General features: G+C 63.1%; 17 protein-coding genes. 2 read left to right on the forward strand and 15 right to left on the reverse strand.

From position 1 onward, the window contains the following. Window positions 1-11: 11 nt before the first annotated feature. The 12 genes from ddpX to P9250_RS26190 form a co-directional block, all read right to left on the reverse strand. Window positions 12-575 (reverse strand): D-alanyl-D-alanine dipeptidase, encoded by a 564-nt coding sequence (gene ddpX / locus P9250_RS26135; protein WP_250464937.1) that lies wholly within the window; start codon window positions 573-575, stop codon window positions 12-14. 145 nt (window positions 576-720) lie between these two features. Continuing rightward, window positions 721-1,914: a cystathionine beta-lyase gene (locus P9250_RS26140; RefSeq protein ID WP_310395964.1), complete on the reverse strand. Its 1,194-nt coding sequence runs from the start codon at window positions 1,912-1,914 to the stop codon at window positions 721-723. 121 nt (window positions 1,915-2,035) lie between these two features. Beyond that, the gene (locus P9250_RS26145) at window positions 2,036-2,671 is read right to left on the reverse strand and encodes a hypothetical protein (protein ID WP_409014948.1); all 636 of its coding nucleotides are present in this window, start codon (window positions 2,669-2,671) and stop codon (window positions 2,036-2,038) included. A 29-nt stretch (window positions 2,672-2,700) separates the two neighbouring features. Continuing rightward, window positions 2,701-3,885 carry a beta-ketothiolase BktB gene (bktB, locus tag P9250_RS26150; protein WP_310395966.1) on the reverse strand — a complete coding sequence of 395 codons (1,185 nt, stop codon included), beginning with the start codon at window positions 3,883-3,885 and terminating at the stop codon, window positions 2,701-2,703. Window positions 3,886-3,915: 30 nt separating this feature from the next. Beyond that, the gene (locus P9250_RS26155; protein ID WP_310395968.1) at window positions 3,916-4,842 is read right to left on the reverse strand and encodes a sugar kinase; all 927 of its coding nucleotides are present in this window, start codon (window positions 4,840-4,842) and stop codon (window positions 3,916-3,918) included. A 3-nt stretch (window positions 4,843-4,845) separates the two neighbouring features. Next, window positions 4,846-6,234 (reverse strand): 30S ribosomal protein S12 methylthiotransferase RimO, encoded by a 1,389-nt coding sequence (rimO, locus tag P9250_RS26160; protein WP_409014949.1) that lies wholly within the window; start codon window positions 6,232-6,234, stop codon window positions 4,846-4,848. A gap of 355 nt (window positions 6,235-6,589) precedes the next feature. Further along, on the reverse strand, window positions 6,590-7,165 hold the full coding sequence (gene phaR, locus P9250_RS26165; protein ID WP_244825315.1) for a polyhydroxyalkanoate synthesis repressor PhaR: 576 nt from the start codon (window positions 7,163-7,165) through the stop codon (window positions 6,590-6,592). A gap of 170 nt (window positions 7,166-7,335) precedes the next feature. Further along, entirely contained in the window at window positions 7,336-8,076 is a 741-nt protein-coding gene (locus P9250_RS26170; RefSeq protein ID WP_244825316.1) for a 3-ketoacyl-ACP reductase, read from the reverse strand. 81 nt (window positions 8,077-8,157) lie between these two features. Further along, window positions 8,158-9,339 carry an acetyl-CoA C-acetyltransferase gene (locus tag P9250_RS26175; RefSeq protein WP_244825317.1) on the reverse strand — a complete coding sequence of 394 codons (1,182 nt, stop codon included), beginning with the start codon at window positions 9,337-9,339 and terminating at the stop codon, window positions 8,158-8,160. Between the two features lie 55 nt (window positions 9,340-9,394). Beyond that, complete coding sequence (phaC, locus tag P9250_RS26180) at window positions 9,395-11,464, reverse strand: class I poly(R)-hydroxyalkanoic acid synthase (RefSeq protein ID WP_310395969.1); 2,070 nt, start codon at window positions 11,462-11,464, stop codon at window positions 9,395-9,397. A 319-nt stretch (window positions 11,465-11,783) separates the two neighbouring features. Next, window positions 11,784-12,617 carry a peptidoglycan editing factor PgeF gene (gene pgeF, locus P9250_RS26185; RefSeq protein ID WP_310395971.1) on the reverse strand — a complete coding sequence of 278 codons (834 nt, stop codon included), beginning with the start codon at window positions 12,615-12,617 and terminating at the stop codon, window positions 11,784-11,786. Then, on the reverse strand, window positions 12,614-13,846 hold the full coding sequence (locus tag P9250_RS26190) for an RluA family pseudouridine synthase (protein ID WP_310395974.1): 1,233 nt from the start codon (window positions 13,844-13,846) through the stop codon (window positions 12,614-12,616). Before P9250_RS26190 ends, pgeF begins: the two co-directional genes overlap by 4 nt. Before the next feature lie 292 nt (window positions 13,847-14,138). Here P9250_RS26190 and P9250_RS26195 point away from each other — a divergent pair, with 292 nt between their 5' ends. After that, entirely contained in the window at window positions 14,139-14,942 is an 804-nt protein-coding gene (locus P9250_RS26195; protein WP_244828049.1) for an outer membrane protein assembly factor BamD, read from the forward strand. Window positions 14,943-15,038: 96 nt separating this feature from the next. Here the strand turns inward: P9250_RS26195 and P9250_RS26200 are convergent, their stop codons facing one another. The 3 genes from P9250_RS26200 to P9250_RS26210 all read right to left on the reverse strand — a co-directional run bounded on the left by P9250_RS26200 (window position 15,039) and on the right by P9250_RS26210 (window position 18,477). Beyond that, on the reverse strand, window positions 15,039-17,267 hold the full coding sequence (locus P9250_RS26200; protein WP_310395976.1) for an ATP-dependent DNA helicase: 2,229 nt from the start codon (window positions 17,265-17,267) through the stop codon (window positions 15,039-15,041). A gap of 83 nt (window positions 17,268-17,350) precedes the next feature. Next, entirely contained in the window at window positions 17,351-17,572 is a 222-nt protein-coding gene (locus P9250_RS26205) for a DUF465 domain-containing protein (protein ID WP_244825322.1), read from the reverse strand. Window positions 17,573-17,616: 44 nt separating this feature from the next. After that, a complete protein-coding gene (locus P9250_RS26210) occupies window positions 17,617-18,477 on the reverse strand; it encodes a colicin transporter (protein WP_244825323.1) in 861 nt (286 codons plus the stop codon). Between the two features lie 265 nt (window positions 18,478-18,742). On the opposite strand from P9250_RS26210, the gene P9250_RS26215 reads away from it, so the two are divergent. Further along, entirely contained in the window at window positions 18,743-21,091 is a 2,349-nt protein-coding gene (locus P9250_RS26215; protein WP_310395978.1) for a Tex family protein, read from the forward strand. The last annotated feature ends 36 nt before the right edge of the window (window positions 21,092-21,127 follow it).

Below are 21,127 nucleotides of genomic sequence, written 5' to 3' on the forward strand. Positions count from 1 at the left end.
TGAGGTTGGGTTCACATCAGCCGCAACAGGCCGCTTTCTTCGTTGTCGATGAGAGCAAGTTCGCGCGAGCCCGGCAATTCGTAATGCCACCACTCGCTGGGAATATGCGCGAAGCCCGCGCCGTGCATCACGCCGAGCAGCAGCGTGCGGTTGTGCTGTACGTGCCTCGGCAAACCCGCGTGAAAGTGCGCGGACTCGGGGACCATTGCGTCGAAGCCCGTGCCCATGTCGAGCTCGCCGCCGTTTTCATCGACGAGCGTGAGGTCTACTGCCGTGCCGCGGCTGTGATTCGAGCCGCGCTTGAGATCGGCGATGAAGGTCGGGTCGGGAAGAAAGTCCCAGAGCACCTGCTGCGCTTGCGGCGGCCGATAGGCGTCGAAAATCTTGAGCGTCATGCCGAAGCTTTGCGCGATGGCGACCGCGCGGCGCAAGGCCGCCTCGGCGGGTTCGAGCAGCAGACAATGCTGCGCCTTGTAGATGGGTTTGCCGGTGAGATTGCGATCGGTCGCGTAGACGAGATCGATCTCCACCTGATGCGTCCGTGGCGTGATGTGCAGCAAGGAGAATCGAGTCATGTTTCTGGATGCGGGAGCTGCGGTTCGTTTCATTCCGATAGACGAACCTTAACCCGATAGAAAAATCCGCGAAACTGTTTGTTTGGGTGGTTTTGTTTCGGCCGACGGGTTGGGTCAGGCGAGCAAGCGCCACCGGGCGAGCATCTCACCCCAACGCCTTCTCCAACGCCCTTTCCACGTCCGCCCTCAAATCGCTCTCGCTCTCCAGCCCGATATAAAGCCGCACCAGCACGCCCTCATGCGGCCACTTCGACGCCGTGCGCATCGACCGGATGTCGTAGGGCATCGCGAGGCTGTGCGCCCCGCCCCAGCTCCAGCCGATGGAAAACAGCTCGAGCGCCTCGACGAACGCATCGACTTGCGCCGCGCCATGGCGCGCGTCGAACACGAACGAAAACAAGCCGCCCGCGCCGCCCGAAAAGTCCCGCTTAAAGAACTCGTGGCCAGGACAATCGTCCAGCGCCGGATGCAGCACCGCCGCGACTTCCGGGCGCGTCTTCAGCCATTTTGCCAAAGCAAGCGCGGAACGGTCATGGGCCTCGTAGCGCAGTTGCATCGTCGGCAAGCTGCGCAACACGAGCGATGCGTCGTCGGACGACACACCCACGCCCACCCGCATGCGCGCGCGCTTGAGCTTCTTATGCAGCTCGAAATCGCGAACGATGGTCGCGCCCATCAGAATGTCGCTGCCGCCCGACTGATACTTCGTCAGCGCCTGCACCGAGATATCGACGCCATGTTCGAACGGCTTGAACGCGAGCCCCGCCGAATACGTGTTGTCGATCGCCGTCACGATGCCGCGCGCGCGCGCCGCGGCAACCATGGCCGGCACGTCCTGAACTTCCATCGTCACCGAGCCGGGCGCTTCGAGCCAGATGAGCTTCGTGTTGTCACGGATGTCATCGGCAATGCCCGCGCCCTTCATCGGATCGTAGTAGGTCACCTCCACGCCGAAGTCGCTCGCGAGCCAGTCTGCGTGATCGCGATTCGGTCCATACACGTTGTCCGGCACGAGCACGTGATCGCCCGACTTGACCAACGCGAAGTACACGTTCGAAATGGCCGCGAGCCCGGACGGTTGCAACAGTGCGTGTTCGCCGCCTTCGATCGTCGCAAGCCGCTGCGCAAGCGCGACCGTCGTAGGCGTGCCGTGCAGCCCGTAGCGCCATTTCGAATCGTCGCTCCAGACGAGTTCGCGCATGGTGGCGAGGTCCGGAAACACCACGGTCGAGGCGCGCGTAACCGGCACTGAAAAGGACTCGAAGCCCGGCGTGATGCGGTCATCTGGCTGGACGATACGGGTTTGCAGGTCGCGTTCGGAGTTGCTTGAATCGGTCATGTCGAAGCAGAGTTGAGTGGTTGATGCGCGGGAGTGCCGCTAACGCTCGGCCGAGGAATAGAAGTGGGAAGGTTCGCGATGGGCGTCGTGTCGAGCACTGACGCCCGCTTCGAAACGACCATCACTCACCGATGATCACGTTACTCGTCCCGCCCACCGCATTACGCGGCGGCGCAGGTTCGAGCGAAGGCGCGGGCGGCGCACTGCGCGTGAGAGGCGCACCCTGCACAGCGGGCAGCGTCGCTCCCGCCACCGCTGGACGAAGATCGAATGGCCTGGAATTGGAATCGTCCGGGTCCATGCGCTCGCCCGACACGCTGCCATCCGCCGCGAACTTTCCCACCCAGTTGCCAGTGATATGCGTGCCGTCGTTCGATTCCTCGATCTCCAGCGTATCGCCATCGCGATCGCCAGCAACGAGGATCACCGACGGGCTGTCCGCGAACCGATACTCGCCATGCACGCCCGAGGGATCGTCGGTCTTCGCGCCGAGCCTCATTTCGATTTGCCGGTCGCCGAGCGTGCCGACATAACGCGGAAAGCGCGCGTATTCCGGATTCGGCGTGAGCGGCTTTTGCGGTGGCAAGGCAAGCGTTTCGATAGCCTGCTGCGCGCCATGCGACTCGCCCTTCGCGCTGACAGGCGCATTCGCCGCGGCCGTCGACGCATCCGGCGGCATTGGAGAATTACAGCCGGCAAACGCGAATGCGGCGCCTGCGATCGTCGCCCAGTGCAAGCGCTTCATTGTTTCGATCATCCTTCGTTCCTTGACCCAAGCTCCGAGCGTCAGATGCGCTCGAAAATCGCCGCGATACCCTGACCGCCGCCGATGCACATCGTCACGAGCGCATACCGCCCGCCAATGCGCTGCAACTCGTACAGCGCCTTCACGGTGATGAGCGCGCCCGTCGCGCCGATCGGATGCCCAAGCGAAATGCCCGAACCGTTCGGATTGACCTTCGCCGGATCGAGCTTCAGTTCCTGCGTGACCGCGCAGGCTTGCGCGGCGAAGGCTTCGTTCGCTTCGATCACGTCGAGATCGGCGACGCTCAGTCCCGCGCGCTCCAGCGCCTTTTGCGTGGCGGGGACGGGGCCAATGCCCATGATTTTCGGATCGACGCCCGCATGCGCGTAAGCGACGAGGCGCGCGAGCGGCTTCACGCTGCGCTTCTCGGCGACGCCGCGCTCCATCAGCACGACGGCCGCGGCCGCGTCGTTGATACCCGATGCATTGCCCGCCGTGACCGTGCCGTTTTCCTTCGCGAACACAGGACGCAGCTTCGAAAAATCTTCGGCCGTCGCGTTCATGCGCACGTGCTCGTCGCGATCGAAAACGGTGTCGCCCTTCTTCGATGCCAGCGTGATCGGCAGAATCTGTTCCTTGAAGTAACCGGCTTCGATAGCCCGCGCCGCGCGCCGGTGCGATTCGAGCGCGAGCGCGTCCTGCGCCTCGCGCGTGATGCCGTACTTGTTCGCGACGTTCTCGGCCGTCACGCCCATGTGGATCTTGTCGAACGGGTCGTTCAACGCGCCGAGCATCATGTCGACGACGCGTGCATCGCCCATGCGCTGGCCGAAGCGCGCGGCGGGCATGACGTAAGGCGCGCGGCTCATGCTTTCCGCGCCACCGCCGATGGCGATCTCGGCGTCGCCCAGCAAGATGGATTGCGACGCGGACACGATGGCCTGCAAGCCCGAGCCGCACAGACGGTTTACCGTGAGCGCGGGCGCGTGTTGCGTCACGCCGCCGTCGAGCGCGGCCACGCGCGCGAGATACATGTCACGCGGCTCGGTCTGGATCACGTTGCCGAACACGACATGGCCGACCTCGTCGCCCTGCACGTTTGCACGCGACAACACTTCGCGCACCACGCGCGCGCCGAGATCGGTCGGCGTGAAATCCTTGAGCGCGCCGCCGAAGTCGCCGATTGCCGTGCGTACACCGCTTACCACCACTACTTCTCGCGTCATGTTCTTGTCTCCTGAGTTTGCGTGGGTCTTTTACTCCGCGAGCGCGGACTCCACTGTCTTTCTGGTTGGAATCGGGGCTACCGCGCCGAAGCCTTGCGTCGATAACGCCGCCGCCACGTTGGCATAACGCGCCGCCATAAAAGGATCGTCACCCGCGACGATACGCGCGATGAACGCGCCGCCGAAGCAATCTCCGGCGCCGGTGGCATCGACCGCGTTCACGACGCGGCCCGGCACCACGCGCCGCTCATTGGGTGTCGCGATATACGCGCCTTCCCGGCCGAGCTTGAGCGCGACGACTTTCGAGCCGAGCGCGAGCAGGAAGTCGACGATGGCGTCCTTGTCTTCATGGCCCGTGATGACGGTCACGTCGTCCCAGCTCGGCAGGCAGATGTCCGTCATGCGCAGCGCTTCGAGCATCACCGCGCGGGCGCGCGCAAGCGGCCACAGCTTCAGGCGCAGGTTCGTGTCGAAACTCACCTTTGCGCCGTGCGAGCGCGCGTGATCCATGGCGGCGAAAGCGGCATCGCACGCGGATACGCCGATTGCGAGACTGATTCCCGACAGATGCACGACCTTCGCCGCCGCGATCGCGTCGAGCGGCAGATGCGCGCTCGCATAACGGCTCGCCGCCGAACCCGCGCGCAAGTAATCGAAGCGATGCCCGCTCTCGCCGTGCGACACGAAATAAACGCCCGTGGGCGCCGTATCGTCGATACGCACCGTCGATGTATCGACATTCTCCGTGCGCCAGAGATCGAGCAGCAGTTGCCCGAACTGGTCGTTGCCGACGGCGGACACGAAGCCCGTCGACGCGCCTTGCCGCGACGCCGCGATCAGAAAGTTCGAGACATCGCCGCCGAAGCCTTGCAGATAGTTCGGCTGATTTCGCGTCGACTGGTTGAACTCGATCATCGCCTCGCCGAGCGCGAGCACCGAAGGCATGGAATGCGCCATGACTTATACCTCGCCCCAGAGATCGTGGCCGTCCGCGCCGGTGATCCTGACGGAGACGAAGTCGCCGGCCTTGTAGCGCTTCGACGCCTTCGTCGCGGGCGCGATATACACCACGCCGTCGATTTCCGGCGCATCCGCCGCCGTGCGGCCAACGCCGCCGTCCATGCTCACTTCATCGACGAGCACGCGCAGCGTCTTGCCGACTTTCCTTTTCATGCGCGCGGCCGACAGTTCCTCGGCCAGTTCCATGAAGCGCGCGCGGCGTTCCTCGCGGACTTCGTCGGGCAGCGCGCCATCGAGTTCGTTGGCCGTTGCGCCTTCGACCGGCGAATACGCGAAGCAGCCGACGCGGTCGAGATCCGCCTCGCGGATAAAGTCGAGCAGCGTTTGAAACTGCTCCTCGGTTTCGCCCGGAAAGCCCGCGATAAAGGTGCTGCGGATGGTCAGATCGGGACAAATCTCGCGCCACGTCTTCACGCGTTCGAGCACTTTCTCGGCATTGGCCGGGCGCTTCATGCGCTTCAGGACTTCGGGATGCGCATGCTGAAACGGCACATCGAGATACGGCAGAACGTGGCCGCGCAGCGGGCCTTCGGCCATCATCGGGATGACTTCGTCGACGCTCGGATACGGATACACATAGTGCAGACGCACCCACGCGCCGTATTGCGACGCGAGCTCGCCGAGCGCGCCGACGAGTTCGGTCATGCGCGTCTTGATAGGCTTGCCGTCCCAGAAGCCAGTGCGGTATTTGACATCGACACCGTACGCGCTCGTGTCCTGCGAGATGACGAGCAGTTCCTTCACGCCGGACTTGAACAGATTTTCGGCTTCGAGCATGACTTCGGCGATGGGGCGCGAAACGAGATCGCCGCGCATCGAAGGAATGATGCAGAACGTGCAGCGATGATTGCAGCCTTCGGAAATCTTGAGATACGCGTAATGACGCGGCGTGAGCTTGATGCCCGCGGGCGGCACGAGATCGGTGAACGGATCGTGCGGCTTGGGCAGATACGAGTGCACGGCGTTCATCACTTCGTTGGTCGCGTGCGGACCGGTGACGGCGAGCACTTTCGGATGCACTTCCTCGATGAGCCCCGTGCCGCTCGCGCTCTTTTTCGCGCCCAGGCAGCCCGTCACGATGACCTTGCCGTTCTCGGCAAGCGCTTCGCCGATGGCGTCGAGGCTTTCCTGCACGGCTTCGTCGATGAAGCCGCAGGTGTTGACCACGACGAGGTCGGCGCCGTCATAGGTGCCGGAGATTTCGTAACCTTCGGCGCGCAGCTGGGTCATGATCTGCTCGGAATCGACAAGGGCTTTCGGGCAGCCGAGACTGACCATGCCGATGCGCGGCGCGGGTGTGCTAGTGCTTGATTTCAAAGAAGTATTCACGGGGACATCCGGAGAAAGACGCGCGCGTGCGACAGCGCGTGCCTCGGTCGAGGCGAATCTCGTATTTTAACCGGTTGTGGCGTGGAGAATCACTGACTGCCGGCCGCATACATCTTCACAGACGATTTCTCCCACTCGCGTATTAACTGGACGGGCGAGATTCCTGCCTGCGTCGAGAAGGGCGATTTCCTCAAGCGCGCGTTGCGCTGTCCGGTCAATGACGCACGATGGCGCCAGCACGCAGTCAACCGCGGCGGCTTCATGGCATTCAGCGACGTCTCGACGGATTTTCAAGCGCATCCGCCGCTCGGCGCGGCGGTGGCTGAGTCGGCCCGTGCGCTCGGGCCATGAGCGCCTATTTCTTCTCGGTCGTCGGCGGCACGACAGGCGTCGGAAACGGAAACGTGTTAAACATCGTTTTCGCCTGGGTCTGCATCTGCTCCTGCATCTGCACGAACATGTTCTTCGACTGCTCGATGTAGCTCGTCATCATGCCCTGCATCATCGGCGCCTGCATGTTCATGAATTGCGACCAGACTTCCGGATTGAGCGCGTTGCCGTCGTAGATGCCCTTGCTCTGTTCGGACAGCTTCTGCTGGATGTCGATGAACGCCTGGATATTCTTCTCCAGATACGTGCCCATCATGCCCTGCATGGCATGGCCGTAGAAGCGGATGATCTGCGAGAGCATCACCGATGAAAACATCGGCAAGCCGCCGCTCTCTTCCTCGAGAATGATCTGCAGGAGAATGCTGCGCGTGAGGTCGTCGCTCGACTTCGCGTCCAGCACTTTGAATTCTTCCTGATCGAGCACGAGCTGCTTCACATCCGACAACGTGATGTAGGTGCTCGTTTCCGTGTCGTAGAGCCGCCGGTTAGGATATTTTTTGATGAGTCGTTCGGCGGATTTCTTTGTAGTAGTGGTGGTCATTTAACGCCTTTAAACGCAGGACTTTACTGCGGTGCCAGCCGCCACGGCTTGCATTGTCGCAATAAAGCGTTGCCGCCAGTTCGCCGCGTCGTTGATCTATCCGGCAAGCAGCAGCGTCCCTCTTCACGCCTTCACGCCTTCGCGCCTTCCGTGAGGGACGCCGCCACCCGTCAGCCCATGTGCAAGCCGCCGTTCAGCGAGAAATCCGCGCCGGTGGAGAATCCCGATTCATCGGAAGCGAGCCACGCGACGATGGAGCCGATTTCATCCGGCGTGCCGAGCCGGCGCACGGGAATGGTCGCCACGATCTTCTCCAGCACTTCGGGGCGAATGGACTTCACCATCTCCGTGCCGATATAACCCGGCGACACCGTGTTGACCGTCACGCCCTTGGTCGCCACTTCTTGCGCCAGCGCCATCGTGAAGCCATGAATACCGGCCTTCGCGGTGGAGTAGTTCGTCTGGCCGAACTGCCCTTTTTGACCGTTCACCGACGAAATATTGATGATGCGCCCGAAGCCGCGCTCGACCATGCCGTCGATCACCTGCTTCGTCACGTTGAAAAGACTCGTCAGGTTGGTGTCGATGACCGCGGTCCAGTCTTCATGCGTCATCTTCCGGAACACGACATCGCGCGTGATGCCCGCGTTGTTCACCAGCACGTCGACTTCGCCGACTTCCGCCTTGACCTTGTCGAACGCGTTCTTGGAAGACTCCCAGTCGCCCACATTGCCTTCCGACGCGATGAAATCGAAGCCGAGCGTCTTCTGGTCTTCCAGCCATTTCACCCGGCGCGGCGAGTTCGGGCCGCAGCCCGCGACGACCGTGAAGCCATCTTTATGGAGCCGCTGGCAAATGCTCGTGCCAATTCCGCCCATCCCGCCGGTTACATACGCTACGCGCTTTGTCATTCCTCACTCCATTTTCGTTATGCGGAACGGCGTTCGAACGACGCCTTCCGCTTGGCCTTCCCATGCCTTCGGGTGTTGCGCTCAGTCACGCTCGAGCGCAAGCGCCACGCCCATGCCGCCGCCGATACACAGCGACGCCAGACCCTTCTTCGCGTCGCGCTTCTGCATTTCGTGCAAGAGCGTCACGAGAATGCGGCAGCCCGATGCACCGATCGGATGGCCAATGGCAATTGCGCCGCCGTTCACGTTGATCTTCGACTGATCCCAGCCCATTTGCTTATGCACGGCAAGCGCCTGCGCGGCGAAGGCTTCGTTGATCTCCATCAGGTCGAGGTCGTTCACCGACCAGCCCGCGCGCTCGAGACAACGCTTCGATGCAGGCACGGGACCCATGCCCATGACCTTGGGATCGACGCCCGCATTCGCATAAGCCTTGATGCGCGCAAGCGGCGTGAGACCGAGCGCCTCGGCCTTCTTCGCCGACATCACGACGACCGCGGCCGCGCCGTCGTTGATGCCCGATGCGTTCGCCGCCGTCACCGTGCCTTCCTTCGAAAACGCGGGCTTGAGCGTGGAAAGCGCTTCGGCCGTCACGCCGTGGCGCACGAATTCGTCGGTGGCAAACCGCAGCGGCTCGCCCTTGCGCTGCGGAATGGACACCGGCACGATCTCGTCGTCGAAGCGCCCTTCCTTCTGTGCCTTCTCGGCCTTGTTCTGCGACAGCGCCGCGAACTTGTCCTGGTCTTCGCGCGAGATGCCGTATTCCTTCGCGACGTTCTCGGCGGTCGTACCCATGTGGTAGTTGTTATAGACGTCCCACAGGCCATCGACGATCATGGAGTCGATCAGCTTGGCGTCGCCCATGCGAAAGCCGTCGCGCGAGCCCGGCAGCACGTGCGGCGCCGCGCTCATGTTTTCCTGACCGCCGGCGATGACGATATCCGCATCGCCCGCGATGATCGCGTTGGCCGCGAGCATCACGGCCTTCAAACCCGAGCCGCAGACCTTGTTGATCGTCATGCCCGGAACCATGTCGGGCAACCCTGCCTTGATGAGCGACTGGCGCGCCGGATTCTGTCCCGAACCCGCGGTCAGCACCTGACCCAGAATGACTTCGCTCACCTGATCCGGCTTCAGTCCCGCACGCTCCAGCACCGCGCGAATCACCGTTGCCCCCAGTTCCGGCGCCGCGATCTTCGCGAGCGAACCACCGAACTTGCCGACCCCTGTACGCGCGGCCGATACGATCACTACGTCAGTCATTTCAGTTTCCTTTGGCATCAAATGAATTCGGTTATGCGTGCGACTTCGCGCCGTGTCAGAAGTCGCGCTCCAGCACGTAGCGTCCGGGCGCGGGCTCGATCACCGGATAAGTCTTCGAGCCTTGCGACGTGCCCGCCTTCACTTCCTCGCCCGCGTTTTGCGCGAGCCATGCGGACCACGTCGGCCACCAGCTTCCCGGATGTTCCGTGGCTGCCTCGAACCACGCGTCGGCGGTTTCGGGCAGGCGCTCCTCATGGCTGTCGAGCATCCAGAAACTGCGCTTGTTCTTCGACGGCGGATTGATCACGCCCGCGATGTGCCCCGACGCGCCGAGCACGAACTTTTGCGGGCCCGTGAGAATGGGCGCGGATGCATACGCGGACTTCCACGGCACGATATGGTCTTCGCGCGAACCGTAGATGAAAGTGGGCAACGAGAGCGTCGACAGATCGATCGCCTCGCCGCACACGGTCAGCGCGCCCGGCTCGCGCAGCTTGTTCTCCAGATACGTGTTGCGCAAATACCAAACGCACATCGGACCGGGCAAGTTGGTCGAGTCGCTATTCCAGAACAGCAGGTCGAAGGCTTGCGGCGTGCGTCCCTTGAGATAGTTGTCGACGACGTAATTCCACACGAGATCGTTCGGCCGCAGATACGAGAACGTATTGGCGAATTCGATCCCGCGCATGAGCCCGGCGGGCGCGCCGTTCTTGCCGCCGATCGACTGCTCGCGCATCTGCACGTGTGCTTCGTCGACGAAGACGTCGAGCACGCCGGTGTCGGAAAAATCGAGCATCGAGGTGAGCAGGGTCATCGACGCGGCCGGCTCTTCGCCGCGCGCCTTCGCTACCGCGAGCGCCGTCGCCAGAATGGTTCCGCCGATGCAAAAGCCGAGTGTGTTGATCTGCTCCTCGCCCGTGATGTCCTTGATGACGCCGATGGTTTCGAGCACGCCCTGTTCGACGTAATCGTCCCATTCCTTCGCGGCGAGCGATTGATCCGCATTGCGCCACGACAGGATAAAGACTTGCTGCCCTTGTTCGAGCGCATAACGCACGAGCGAGCTTTCAGGCTGAAGATCGAGGATATAAAACTTGTTGATGCAAGGCGGCACGATCAGCAAAGGCCGCGCATAAACCTTCGGCGTGAGCGGCTTGTATTGGATCAGTTGCACGAGTTCGTTCTCGTACACGACCGAGCCTTCCGTCGAACCGATGTTCTTGCCAACCGCGAAGCGCGACTCGTCCGACTGCGAGATCTTGCCGCGCTGCAAGTCGTTGAGTAGATTGAGCATGCCCTGGCGCAAGCTCTCGCCCTTGCTTTCGATGAGCGTCTTCTGCGCTTCGGGATTGAGCGCGAGATAGTTGCTCGGCGAAGCCGCAGCCGCCCATTGCTGCACCGTGAAGCGGATGCGTTCGCGCGTCTTGGGATCGCTCTGCACGGCGTCCGCGAGTTCTTGCAGATAACGCGCGTTCAGCAAATACCACGCGGCCGTGAAGGCATATGCCGGCGTGTTCTGCCACGTGGTGTCGGTGAAGCGGCGGTCCTTGAGCGATGCAGGGTCGATGCTCTGCTCGCCCGCCTGCTTGAGCAAAGCGGCGGCATCGCGCGAATAATTGCTTTGCAGTTGTTGCAGACGCTCGGGCGCGATGGCTGCCGTCGGAATCTTCGGCAACGTAGGCAAGCCCTGCATCGACGCGCCGAAGCCCGGCATGCTGCTCGCGAGCTTGGCGAATTCGGCCAGGCCGTTCATCTTCGCGAAGTCGGGCATTTGCGGCATGACGGTTGGAACCGCGCCGAATGCATTCGGAAATGCACCGGGCAAACCCGCACCGGACAAACCCGGAAACGCGCCCAAGCCGGGAAACGAACCGAACGCTCCGAACGGCGGCGCGCTCGCGCTATTCACAGCGGCTCCGTCATTCGTCTGCGCGTTGGTTTGCGCGTTGGTCTGGGGATTGAATTTCGCCCATTGCGCGGGATCGGCGACCGAGCGCCACGCGTTGAGCCATTGATCGAACGCTTGCTGTACGCCTGTCGGATCAGCGGGAACTTCAGCCGTCGAACTGCTGGCAGTACGGGAGCGGGCGGAGGACGCAGAGGAGGAACTAGATTTGGAAGCCATACCCGCTTTTGACCTGTAAGTCTCGCAAGACTGATTGCTGATGCAGGCATCGCCGGGCTTGTCTCAACCAGCGCGCAAGTGTCGATGCGCACTCTGCGCGCCACAAGAGTCACCTAGCTACGCCGTGCCCGATTGAATGAATTCCGGGAACATTCTTGCTCTTAGGACTCAGGCATGTCAATGCTTCACCTGATTTTGCCGCAGTGCGATATTTTTTTAATTATCGTTTTCCCCATGCGAGATATTGCATTCGCATGGGCTTACGCAAGTTCCTGCGACTTAAAGCTGGCAGTTGTCGCTGAATGCAGATGACGAGCAGTTAATCGCCAAGCCAGATCATGGCGGCCATGCGCCCTGTCACGCGATCGCGACGATACGAATAGAAGCGCTCTCGCTCGCTCACCGTGCAGTGCGTACCGCCATGAACGCGCTTCGCTTCCACGCCGATATCGGCTAAACGCAAGCGCGCAAGCGTATAGATATCGGCGAAGTATTTGCCTTGTGCGCCGGTCGGCTTGAACGCTGCCGCGGTGAGGTCGCGTTGATTCGCATTCGCGATCGACACGAAGGCATCGAGCACGTCCTCGCCCACTTCGAATGCAGCGGGACCAATGGCCGGACCGAGGTAAGCATTGAGGCGCGATGTCGGCACGCCCGCGAGTTGCGCCACCCGCGCGCCCGTCTTCTCGACGATACCGCCCGCAAGACCTCGCCAGCCCGCATGCGCGGCGCCGACCGCGCGGCCTTCGCCGTCGCAGAAGAGGACCGGCAAACAGTCCGCCGTCATCACCACGCAGACGACGCCCGGCCGGTCGGTCACGCTCGCATCGGCGCGCGTTGGACCGGCTGCGCGGCGCTCGATGACCGCGTGCGCATCTTCAACCGTCGTGCCGTGAATCTGTTCGAGCCACGCGGCTTGTCCGATGCCCGTCAACGCCAGCGCGCGACGGCGATTTTCAGCGACGGCATCCGGCGCATCGCCGCTCGACAAACCAAGATTGAGACCGCCCGCGCCCGGCGTGCCGCCATCGAAAGGCGCCGCGCTCACGCCGCCCGCGCGAGTCGTCACGAACGCATGCACGCGCGGCGAGACGCGCCATTGCGGCCACACGCAATCATCCGCGCTCAATGTGACGTCAGTGCGATGGGTCATGCTTCGTCGTCCTCGGCATCGGCATCGTGTTCGCCTTCTTCGTCGTCGTATTCGTCGTCCCAGTCTTCGCCGTCGCCCATTTCATAGACTTGCGGGAAGTCGTCGTCTTCGTCTAGTTCGACTTCGTCGTCGCGCCCGAAGCCGAGTTCCGTGGCGAGCTTGGCGAGATCCTCGGGCACGTCCGCGCGCCAGTGCACCTGCTTGCCCGTTGCCGGATGAACCAGACCGAGCCGCCACGCGTGCAGCGCCTGACGCGCAAAGCCGTCGGGCAGCGGCGTCACCGAACGCCGGCCGCGTATGTGACCGTAGACCGGATCGCCCAGAAGCGGATGGCCGCTCGCCGCGCAGTGCACGCGAATCTGGTGCGTGCGGCCGGTTTCGAGATCGCAATGGATCGCGCTCACGGGCTGCCCGTTCCACTGCGTCCGGTCGATGGTGCGAAAGTGCGTGCGCGCCGGTTTCCCCGATGCGCCTTGAACCACGGCCATGCGCGTCCTGTCGCGCGAATCGCGGCCGATGGGCGCGTCGATGGTACCGTCGTCCGGCATCCTGCCCCACACGAACGCGACATAGCGGCGCTTCACCGTGCGCGCCTGCAACTGCCGCACGAGGTCGGTCTGGGCTTCGAGCGTGCGCGCGACGACCATCAGCCCCGAGGTCTCCTTGTCCAGCCGATGTACGATGCCCGCGCGCGGCAGCCCCGCCGCCGCATCGCCATAACGATGTAGGAGACCGTTGAGCAAGGTGCCGCTCCAGTTCCCCGCGGCGGGATGCACGACCATGCCGGCGGGCTTGTTGATGACGACGAGCGTTTCGTCTTCGTACACGATGTGAAGCGGCACTGGCTCGGGCGTGAACGCGAGTTGCTCGGGCAACAGGTCGGGCACGAGCGCGATGGTCGCGCCAAGCGGCACGGGCTGGCGCACCTTGGCGCTGGCGCCATCGACGAGCACGCGCCCTTCCTCGATCCAGCCTTGCAGACGGCTGCGCGAAAACTCGGGGAAGATCTTGGCCAGCACCTTGTCGAGCCGCTCGCCTGCGAGTTCGTCCGGCACGCGCGCCTCGCGCGGCGCTTCCTCGTTGCGATGCCGCGCTTCCTTGCCGCGATGCGGCGTGCCGGCATCGGGCGCATGCGCGTCCGAATCGGTAGAAGCTGCGTCGTCGGGCTTGGCGCTTCGGCTATAATCTTTGGGTTGGTCTTTGGTACGGCGTGTACTTGAGCGGGTCATTTGAACGGGATATCGGGTTGTACCCGGTGAGTCAGTCTTCATCTCGGGCTGCAGTTCGGGACATTGCGCAAGACGTTCTTTACAGCGCGCGACACTGCCGGGCAAACTTCAATGCAGGCAATGCAAGGAAGCCGCGCCAGACCGTTGCGGACCGGGAAACCGGGCGGAATTCGAGGGATATCCAAACGGAAAATCCCGAGCGAAAACCGCACCGGACACACAGCTAGACATAGCGAGATTCAGCCAGGAACAGCAAGCACTAATGCGAGCCTTCAACACCATTCATCAATCGATGCAGCAATCGATCAAGTATCTGGCGCTGGGCGCGAGCGTCGCCATTGTCACGGCCTGCCACGGCTTGCCGGAGAAGACCGACGAAACGGCTACGTGGAACAACAACAAATTATATACGGAGGCCCAGGACGCGCTTTCAGGCCGCGACTGGGGCAAGTGCTCCAAGTATTTCGAAGCGCTCGAAGGCCGCGATCCGTTCGGTCACTTCGCGCAGCAGGCGCAGATCAACGTGGCTTACTGCAACTGGAAAGACGGCGAGACCGCATCGGCGGATCAGGCGATCGACCGGTTCATCAAGCTGCACCCGGATCATCCGGACATCTCTTATGCCTACTACCTGAAAGGCATGATTCACTTCAACGACGACCTCGGACTCTTCGGCCGCTTCTCCGGCCAGGATATGAGCGAGCGCGACCCGAAGTCGCTGCGCGAGTCGTATGACGCGTTCAAGGTCGTGGTCGATAAATATCCGCAAAGCAAGTATGCGCCCGACGCCGCGCAACGCATGCGCTATATCGTGAACGCGCTCGCTTCGCACGAAGTCCACGCGGCGGATTACTACTATCGTCGCGGCGCGTATGTCGCGTCCATCAACCGGGCGCAACTCGCCATTCGCGAATACAAGAACGCGCCGGCCACCGAAGAAGCGCTGCATCTCATGATGCTCTCATACGAGAAGCTCGATCAGCCGCAACTCGCCGACGACACCAAGCGCGTGCTTGCCGCCACCTTCCCCGACAGCCCGTATGTCACGGGCAAGCGTCGCGCGAGCGCGGAAAAGGCGTGGTATCAGATCTGGTAAGCAGAACGCGAGATCGTTCCACTGGTCAGGCAAAAATGGGCGCTTCGGCGCCCATTTTGTTTGTCGATCAACCGCTCTCGCGCCCTGCTGCAAGCCCTACTCGGCAAGCTCCGCCGACGCGTCCGCCGCTTCGCTGAAAAACGCCCGCGCGACTTCAAGTTCACGCGTGCGCTTGAACGGCGGCAGGCTTTGCCAGATGCGTCGGCCGTATGGTTTATCGACAAGCCGCGTGTCACAGATCATGAGCACGCCGCGATCCGTCTCCGCGCGAATCAACCGCCCCGCGCCCTGCTTGAGCGTGATGACGGCCTGCGGCAACTGATGCACGGCGAACGGGCTCAAGCCTTTCTTCGTGAGCGCGTCGAGGCGCGCGGCAAGCACGGGATCGTCGGGCGGCGCGAACGGTAGTTTGTCGATGACCACGAGCGAAAGCGCATCGCCACGCACGTCGACACCTTCCCAGAAGCTCTGGCTGCCGACGAGAATCGCATTGCCATACGCGCGGAAGCGGTCGAGCAACTCGGTACGGCTCGCGTCGCCCTGCACGAGCAGCGGATTGTCCCAACCGCGCCGCTCGATCACGTCGCGCAGACGCTGGGAGATGCGATCGACCGCGCGCAGCGTCGTGCACAGCATGAACACGCCGCCACCCGATGCCTCGATCACCGGCAACGCGGCGTCGAAGACGGCGTCGGTGAACTGCGGCGAGGACGGCTGCGGTAGATTGCGCGGCACGTACAAAAGGCCCTGCGACGGGTAATCGAAGGGACTCGGCAAGGTCATCGAGCGGCGCGCGTTCAAACCCATTTGCGCCGCGTAATGCGTGAAATCGCCACGCACCGAAAGCGTCGCGGAGGTGAAGATCCAGGCACGCGGCACGCCCGCGCGCTGCTTCGCGAAGATCGGCGCGACCGACAGCGGCGTCTCGTGCAGTTGCACCGTGTGCGAGAACACTTCGATCCAGCGCACCATCTCGTTGGGCTCGTCGCGCGCGGCTTCCGCGGCGGTATCCGCGTCTTCGACCACTGCACGTTCGAGCGCGGTCGGCGGCTTGGTCCAGCCCGACAAAAGCCCTTGCAATTCGCGCGCGCGCCGCACCAGCGCCTGCAGCGACTCCGCGCGCTCGCCGTGTGCGCCGAGCGCGGCCGTGAGTGCATCGAGATGGGTTTGTAGCGTGTCGAGCGCCTCGAAAAGCGGATGGCCATCGGCGAGCTGGCCGAGCGAGAGGCGAATCGAATCTTCCCGGAATGCGAGCCGCAGGTCGCGCGCCGCGCGTTCGAGCGCCGCGCCGAGCTTGGTCCAGTCGGCGGCGTCGCGAGCGTGGGACAAACCTTCGGCCACCGCATCGCGGGCGAGTTCGAGCAGTTGCGTGGTCGAAAGCGTCTCGCCGAAAAAGAGCGTCGCTGTCTCGGGCAACTGATGCGCCTCGTCGAAGATGATGGTGTTCGCCATCGGCAAGAGTTCGGCCATGCCGGTGTCGCGCAGCATTACATCGGCGAAGAACAGGTGATGGTTCACCACCACGATGTCCGCCTGTTGCGCTTCGCGGCGCGCCTGCATCACGAAGCAATCCTTGTAATGCGGGCAATCTTGTCCAAGGCAATTGTCGCGCGTGGACGTGACCATCGGCCAGACGGGCGAGTTCTCGGGGACACTCGCAAGTTCGGCCTTGTCGCCCGTGCGCGTGATCTTGGCGAAGCGCACGATCTCCTGCAGATGCGACGTGTCCTGACGCGTCGGCAGCCGCCCGTTGTCGGCGGTGCGTTCGAGATAGTAGTGGCAAAGATAGTTGGCGCGGCCCTTCAGCATCGCGACGGTGACCGGCACGGCGAGCGCGTCGCGCACGGTCGGGATATCGCGCTGAAAGAGCTGATCCTGCAAGTGTTTGGTCCCGGTCGAAACGATGACCTTGCCGCCCCACAACATGGCCGGAACGAGATAAGCGTAGGTCTTGCCCGTGCCCGTTCCCGCCTCGACGATCAGCGTGTTCTCGCCGCCATCGACGGCGCTCGTCGCGGTGGCGATACCCACGTCGTCGGCGGATGCCTCGTCTACCGCATGCGGCTTGTCCGATGGCCCGAGCTTGCGCGCCGGGCGGCGCTGCAATTCGAACATCGCGGGTTCTGGCATGGCGCGGCCGGACGCTTCCATCGCGGCGGCGACGGAGCGCGCCATGTCGATCTGCGACGCGCGCGGCCGATAGCCGTCGATCGCGCGCGCGAGAAGGCCTTCGGCGGAGAAGATGGCGTCGAGTTCCGTGCGGCGCTTGTCCGTGAGTTCGAGCGCAGCGCTTGCGCTGTCGCGGGGTTGTGCGGGTAAGTTCAAGGCGGGGCTAGATCCTGCGGTTGCGGTCACGGCGCATGGCGGCGCTTTGCTGCCTCAAGCGCCTCGACCCGCGTCGATGCGCTTCAATGCGCGTCGCCGTCGAGCTGCAGTTGCAGCAGAAGTATGGTGTCTTTCACCTTGAGCTTGCGCTTTTTCAAGCGCCTGAGCTCGAGGTCGTCGATACCGCCCATCTTGTCGATGAGCGTGGACAAGCCGTGATGCTCTTCCTGCAATTGCGTGATGCGATCGCGGAGCACGGTGGCATCCACGGCGGGTTGTCGGGGTGCGTTCAAGCGCTGCTGCATGCTCGCCTCCTTTCATCCTCATCGCCCGGGCGGTGCCTTGGGCGTCACTTACCTGGTTGCTGCTGTTGCTGCTGTTGCTGCTGTTGCGCCTGCTGGGCTTGCTGTGCCTTTTCCTGCTGCTTGCGCGCGGCTTCTTTCTGACGCGCCTCGACTTCCGCGCGATGCTGCGCGGCATCGCGTTGTTTCTGTTCGTAACGGTCCGCCTTCTGCTCGCGGTCCTGCGCGTCCTGCACGCCGCGTGCGCGCGCTTCCTCGAGTTGTCGCTGATAGTCCGCCTGCTTGCGGTCGTACGCGGCCTGATTGGCCGCGCGCTGCGGCGCCTCGGCCTGACGTTGCGCGGCGGACAGCGCGTTCTGACGCTGCTTTTCCTCGTAGGACTGCTGGCTCGACTTTTCGCTGGCGGCGCGTTGCGGCGCTTCCGCATCGTATTGTGCCTGCTTGAGCGCGGTCTGTTCGTCGCGCTGCTTCGTGCGCTCGGCGCGTTGTTCGTCGTCGAGAGCGAGCTGCTGCTGGCGAATCTGCTTGCGCTCTTCACGCATGGCCGTGCGCGCGTTGTCGAGACAGTGGTTCACGAAGAATTTGCCGTAGCAGTCGTGTTCCTTGACGCCGTATGCGTAGTCGTTCTGCGCGGTGCGTTTGTCGAGCGCCTTTTGCCGGCGCGCGTTGTCGGCCTTGAGCGCGTCTTCGGCGCTCGGCTCGGCACTGACCATGGCGGATGAGGCATCGCCGAGCGGCGTGGCGCGCACCGACGTGGTGGGGTCGATGCCCTTGGGCGTCTGCGCGATGGCATTCGGCGCGAGAACGAGCGTGCACAGAAACGCGCACGCGGCGCAGATGGACGCAAGCGGGGAAAGGCGAAGTTTGGGCAAATGAATGGACGGCAACGTGATAAAGACCCGATGCATTAAGCGATGCAACGACAGACGCAATGCAGCCTGCGCGATGCCGAAATTCTATCACCGTGAACCGGAGCCCTTCTCCATTTATGGCAAAATCCCCCGCTCAAGCAACCCGGCCGCAACCGGCAGCACGCCCGCTTTGCGAGGCGCAAGAAGTAGTCAGCGCGCACCAAGCGGGACACAGGGCGTAAAGCGTGCAACGCGTCGCACGAGATGCGCGCCCTGCGTCTTGCCGTTGCACAAGGCCAGCAGAGAGCAGACAGCGCAGACCATGACGCAAACCGTAGCACTCAAGATCGTACAGCGCATTGCCACCGAGCTTACCGTGCAGCCGCGCCAGGTGGCCGCCGCCGTGCAGCTTCTCGATGAAGGCTCGACTGTCCCGTTCATCGCCCGGTATCGCAAGGAAGTGACCGGCAATCTCGACGACACGCAACTGCGCACGCTCGAAGAACGCCTCCTGTATTTGCGCGAACTCGAAGACCGGCGCGCCACGATTCTTTCGAGCATCGACGAGCAAGGCAAGCTCACCGACGAACTGCGTACATCGATCGAAAGCGCGGACAGCAAGCAGGTGCTGGAAGACCTGTATCTGCCGTATAAGCCGAAGCGCCGCACGCGCGCGCAGATTGCTCGCGAAGCCGGTCTGGAACCGCTTGCACAGGCGCTCCTCGCCGACCCGACGCTCGATCCGCAGAGCGAAGCCGCGAAGTTCGTCGATACGGAAAAAGGCGTCGCCGATACCAAGGCCGCGCTCGACGGCGCACGCGATATCCTGTCCGAGCAGTTCGGCGAAACAGCCGAGATTCTCGGCAAGCTGCGCGAGCACCTGTTCAACCAGGGGCTTGTCATGTCGACCGTGGTCGAGGGCAAGCAAGGCGAGGAAGGCGAAAAATTCCGCGACTACTACGACTACAGCGAAACCATCCGCACGGTGCCGTCGCATCGCGCGCTCGCGCTGTTCCGTGGCCGTAACGCGGGCGTCCTGAGCGTGAAACTCGGGCTCGGCGAGGAACTCGACGCACAAACGCCGCATCCGGGCGAAGTGATGATCGCGCAGCACGTGGGCATCGCCAATCGCGGCCGCGCGGGCGACAAATGGCTCGCCGACGTGTGCCGCTGGTGCTGGCGCGTCAAGGTGCAGCCGCATATCGAAAACGAACTGCTCACCAAGTTGCGCGAGGAAGCCGAGCACGAAGCCATTCGCGTGTTCGCGCGCAATCTGAAGGACTTGCTGCTCGCCGCGCCCGCCGGCCCGAAAGCCGTGATTGGCCTCGATCCGGGTCTGCGCACCGGCGTGAAAGTCGCCGTCGTCGATCGCACGGGCAAGGTTCTGGCCACCGACACCATCTATCCGCACGAGCCGCGCCGCGATTGGGACGGCTCGCTCGCGAAGCTCGCGCGCATTGCCAAGGCGACGCAGGCAGAGCTCATTTCCATCGGCAATGGCACGGCATCGCGCGAAACCGACAAGCTCGCGAGCGAGCTCATCGCGAAGCATCCCGAACTCAAGCTGCAGAAGATCGTCGTGTCCGAAGCGGGCGCGTCGGTATATTCGGCTTCCGAACTCGCGGCGAAGGAATTTCCGGACCTCGATGTTTCACTGCGCGGCGCGGTTTCCATTGCGCGCCGTCTGCAGGACCCGCTCGCGGAACTCGTCAAGATCGACCCGAAAGCGATCGGCGTCGGCCAGTACCAGCATGACGTGAATCAGCGCGAACTCGCACGCTCGCTCGATGCGGTCGTCGAAGATTGCGTGAACGCCGTCGGCGTCGATGCCAACACGGCTTCGGTCGCGCTGCTTGCGCGCGTATCCGGTTTGAACGCGACGCTTGCACGCAATATCGTCGATTATCGCGATGCCAACGGGCCGTTTGCGTCGCGCGAGAATTTGAAGAAGGTGCCACGTCTCGGCGACAAGACGTTCGAGCAGGCCGCGGGTTTTCTGCGTATCAACAACGGTGAGAATCCGCTGGATCGCTCGTCGGTGCACCCGGAAGCGTATCCGGTCGTCGAGCGCATTCTCGCGAAAATCAAGAAGCATGTCGGCGATGTGCTCGGCAAGCGTGAAGCGCTCACGGGCCTCTCGCCCACCGAATTCGTCGACGACCGCTTCGGTCTGCCGACCGTGCGCGACATCCTCGCCGAATTGGAAAAGCCCGGCCGCGATCCGCGTCCGGAGTTCAAGACTGCGACGTTCCGCGAAGGCATCGAGAAGATCGCCGATCTCGAACCCGGCATGGTGCTCGAAGGCGTGGTGACGAACGTCGCGGCGTTCGGCGCGTTTGTCGATATCGGCGTGCATCAGGACGGACTCGTGCACGTTTCCGCGCTGTCGACGAAGTTCATCAAGGACCCGCATGAAGTCGTGAAGGCAGGCCAGGTCGTCAAGGTGAAGGTGCTCGAAACGGATGTGAAGCGGCAGCGCATCTCGCTGACCATGCGTCTCGACGATGACTTCGCGCCGGCAGCGGCAGGCAGCGGCGCGCCTTCGCAACCGCGTGCAGGCCAGCAGGACCGGCGCGCGGGCGGCGGGCGCGATGCGCGTTCGAATAATCAGCGCCGCGAGCCGGAACCGGGTGGCGCGATGGCTGCTGCTTTCGCCAAGCTCAAACGCTGACAGCCGGCACGCTTCAAACAAAAAACCCACGCTTTG

Origin of the sequence: Caballeronia sp. LP006, assembly GCF_031450995.1 — a bacterium.
GTDB lineage: Bacteria > Pseudomonadota > Gammaproteobacteria > Burkholderiales > Burkholderiaceae > Caballeronia.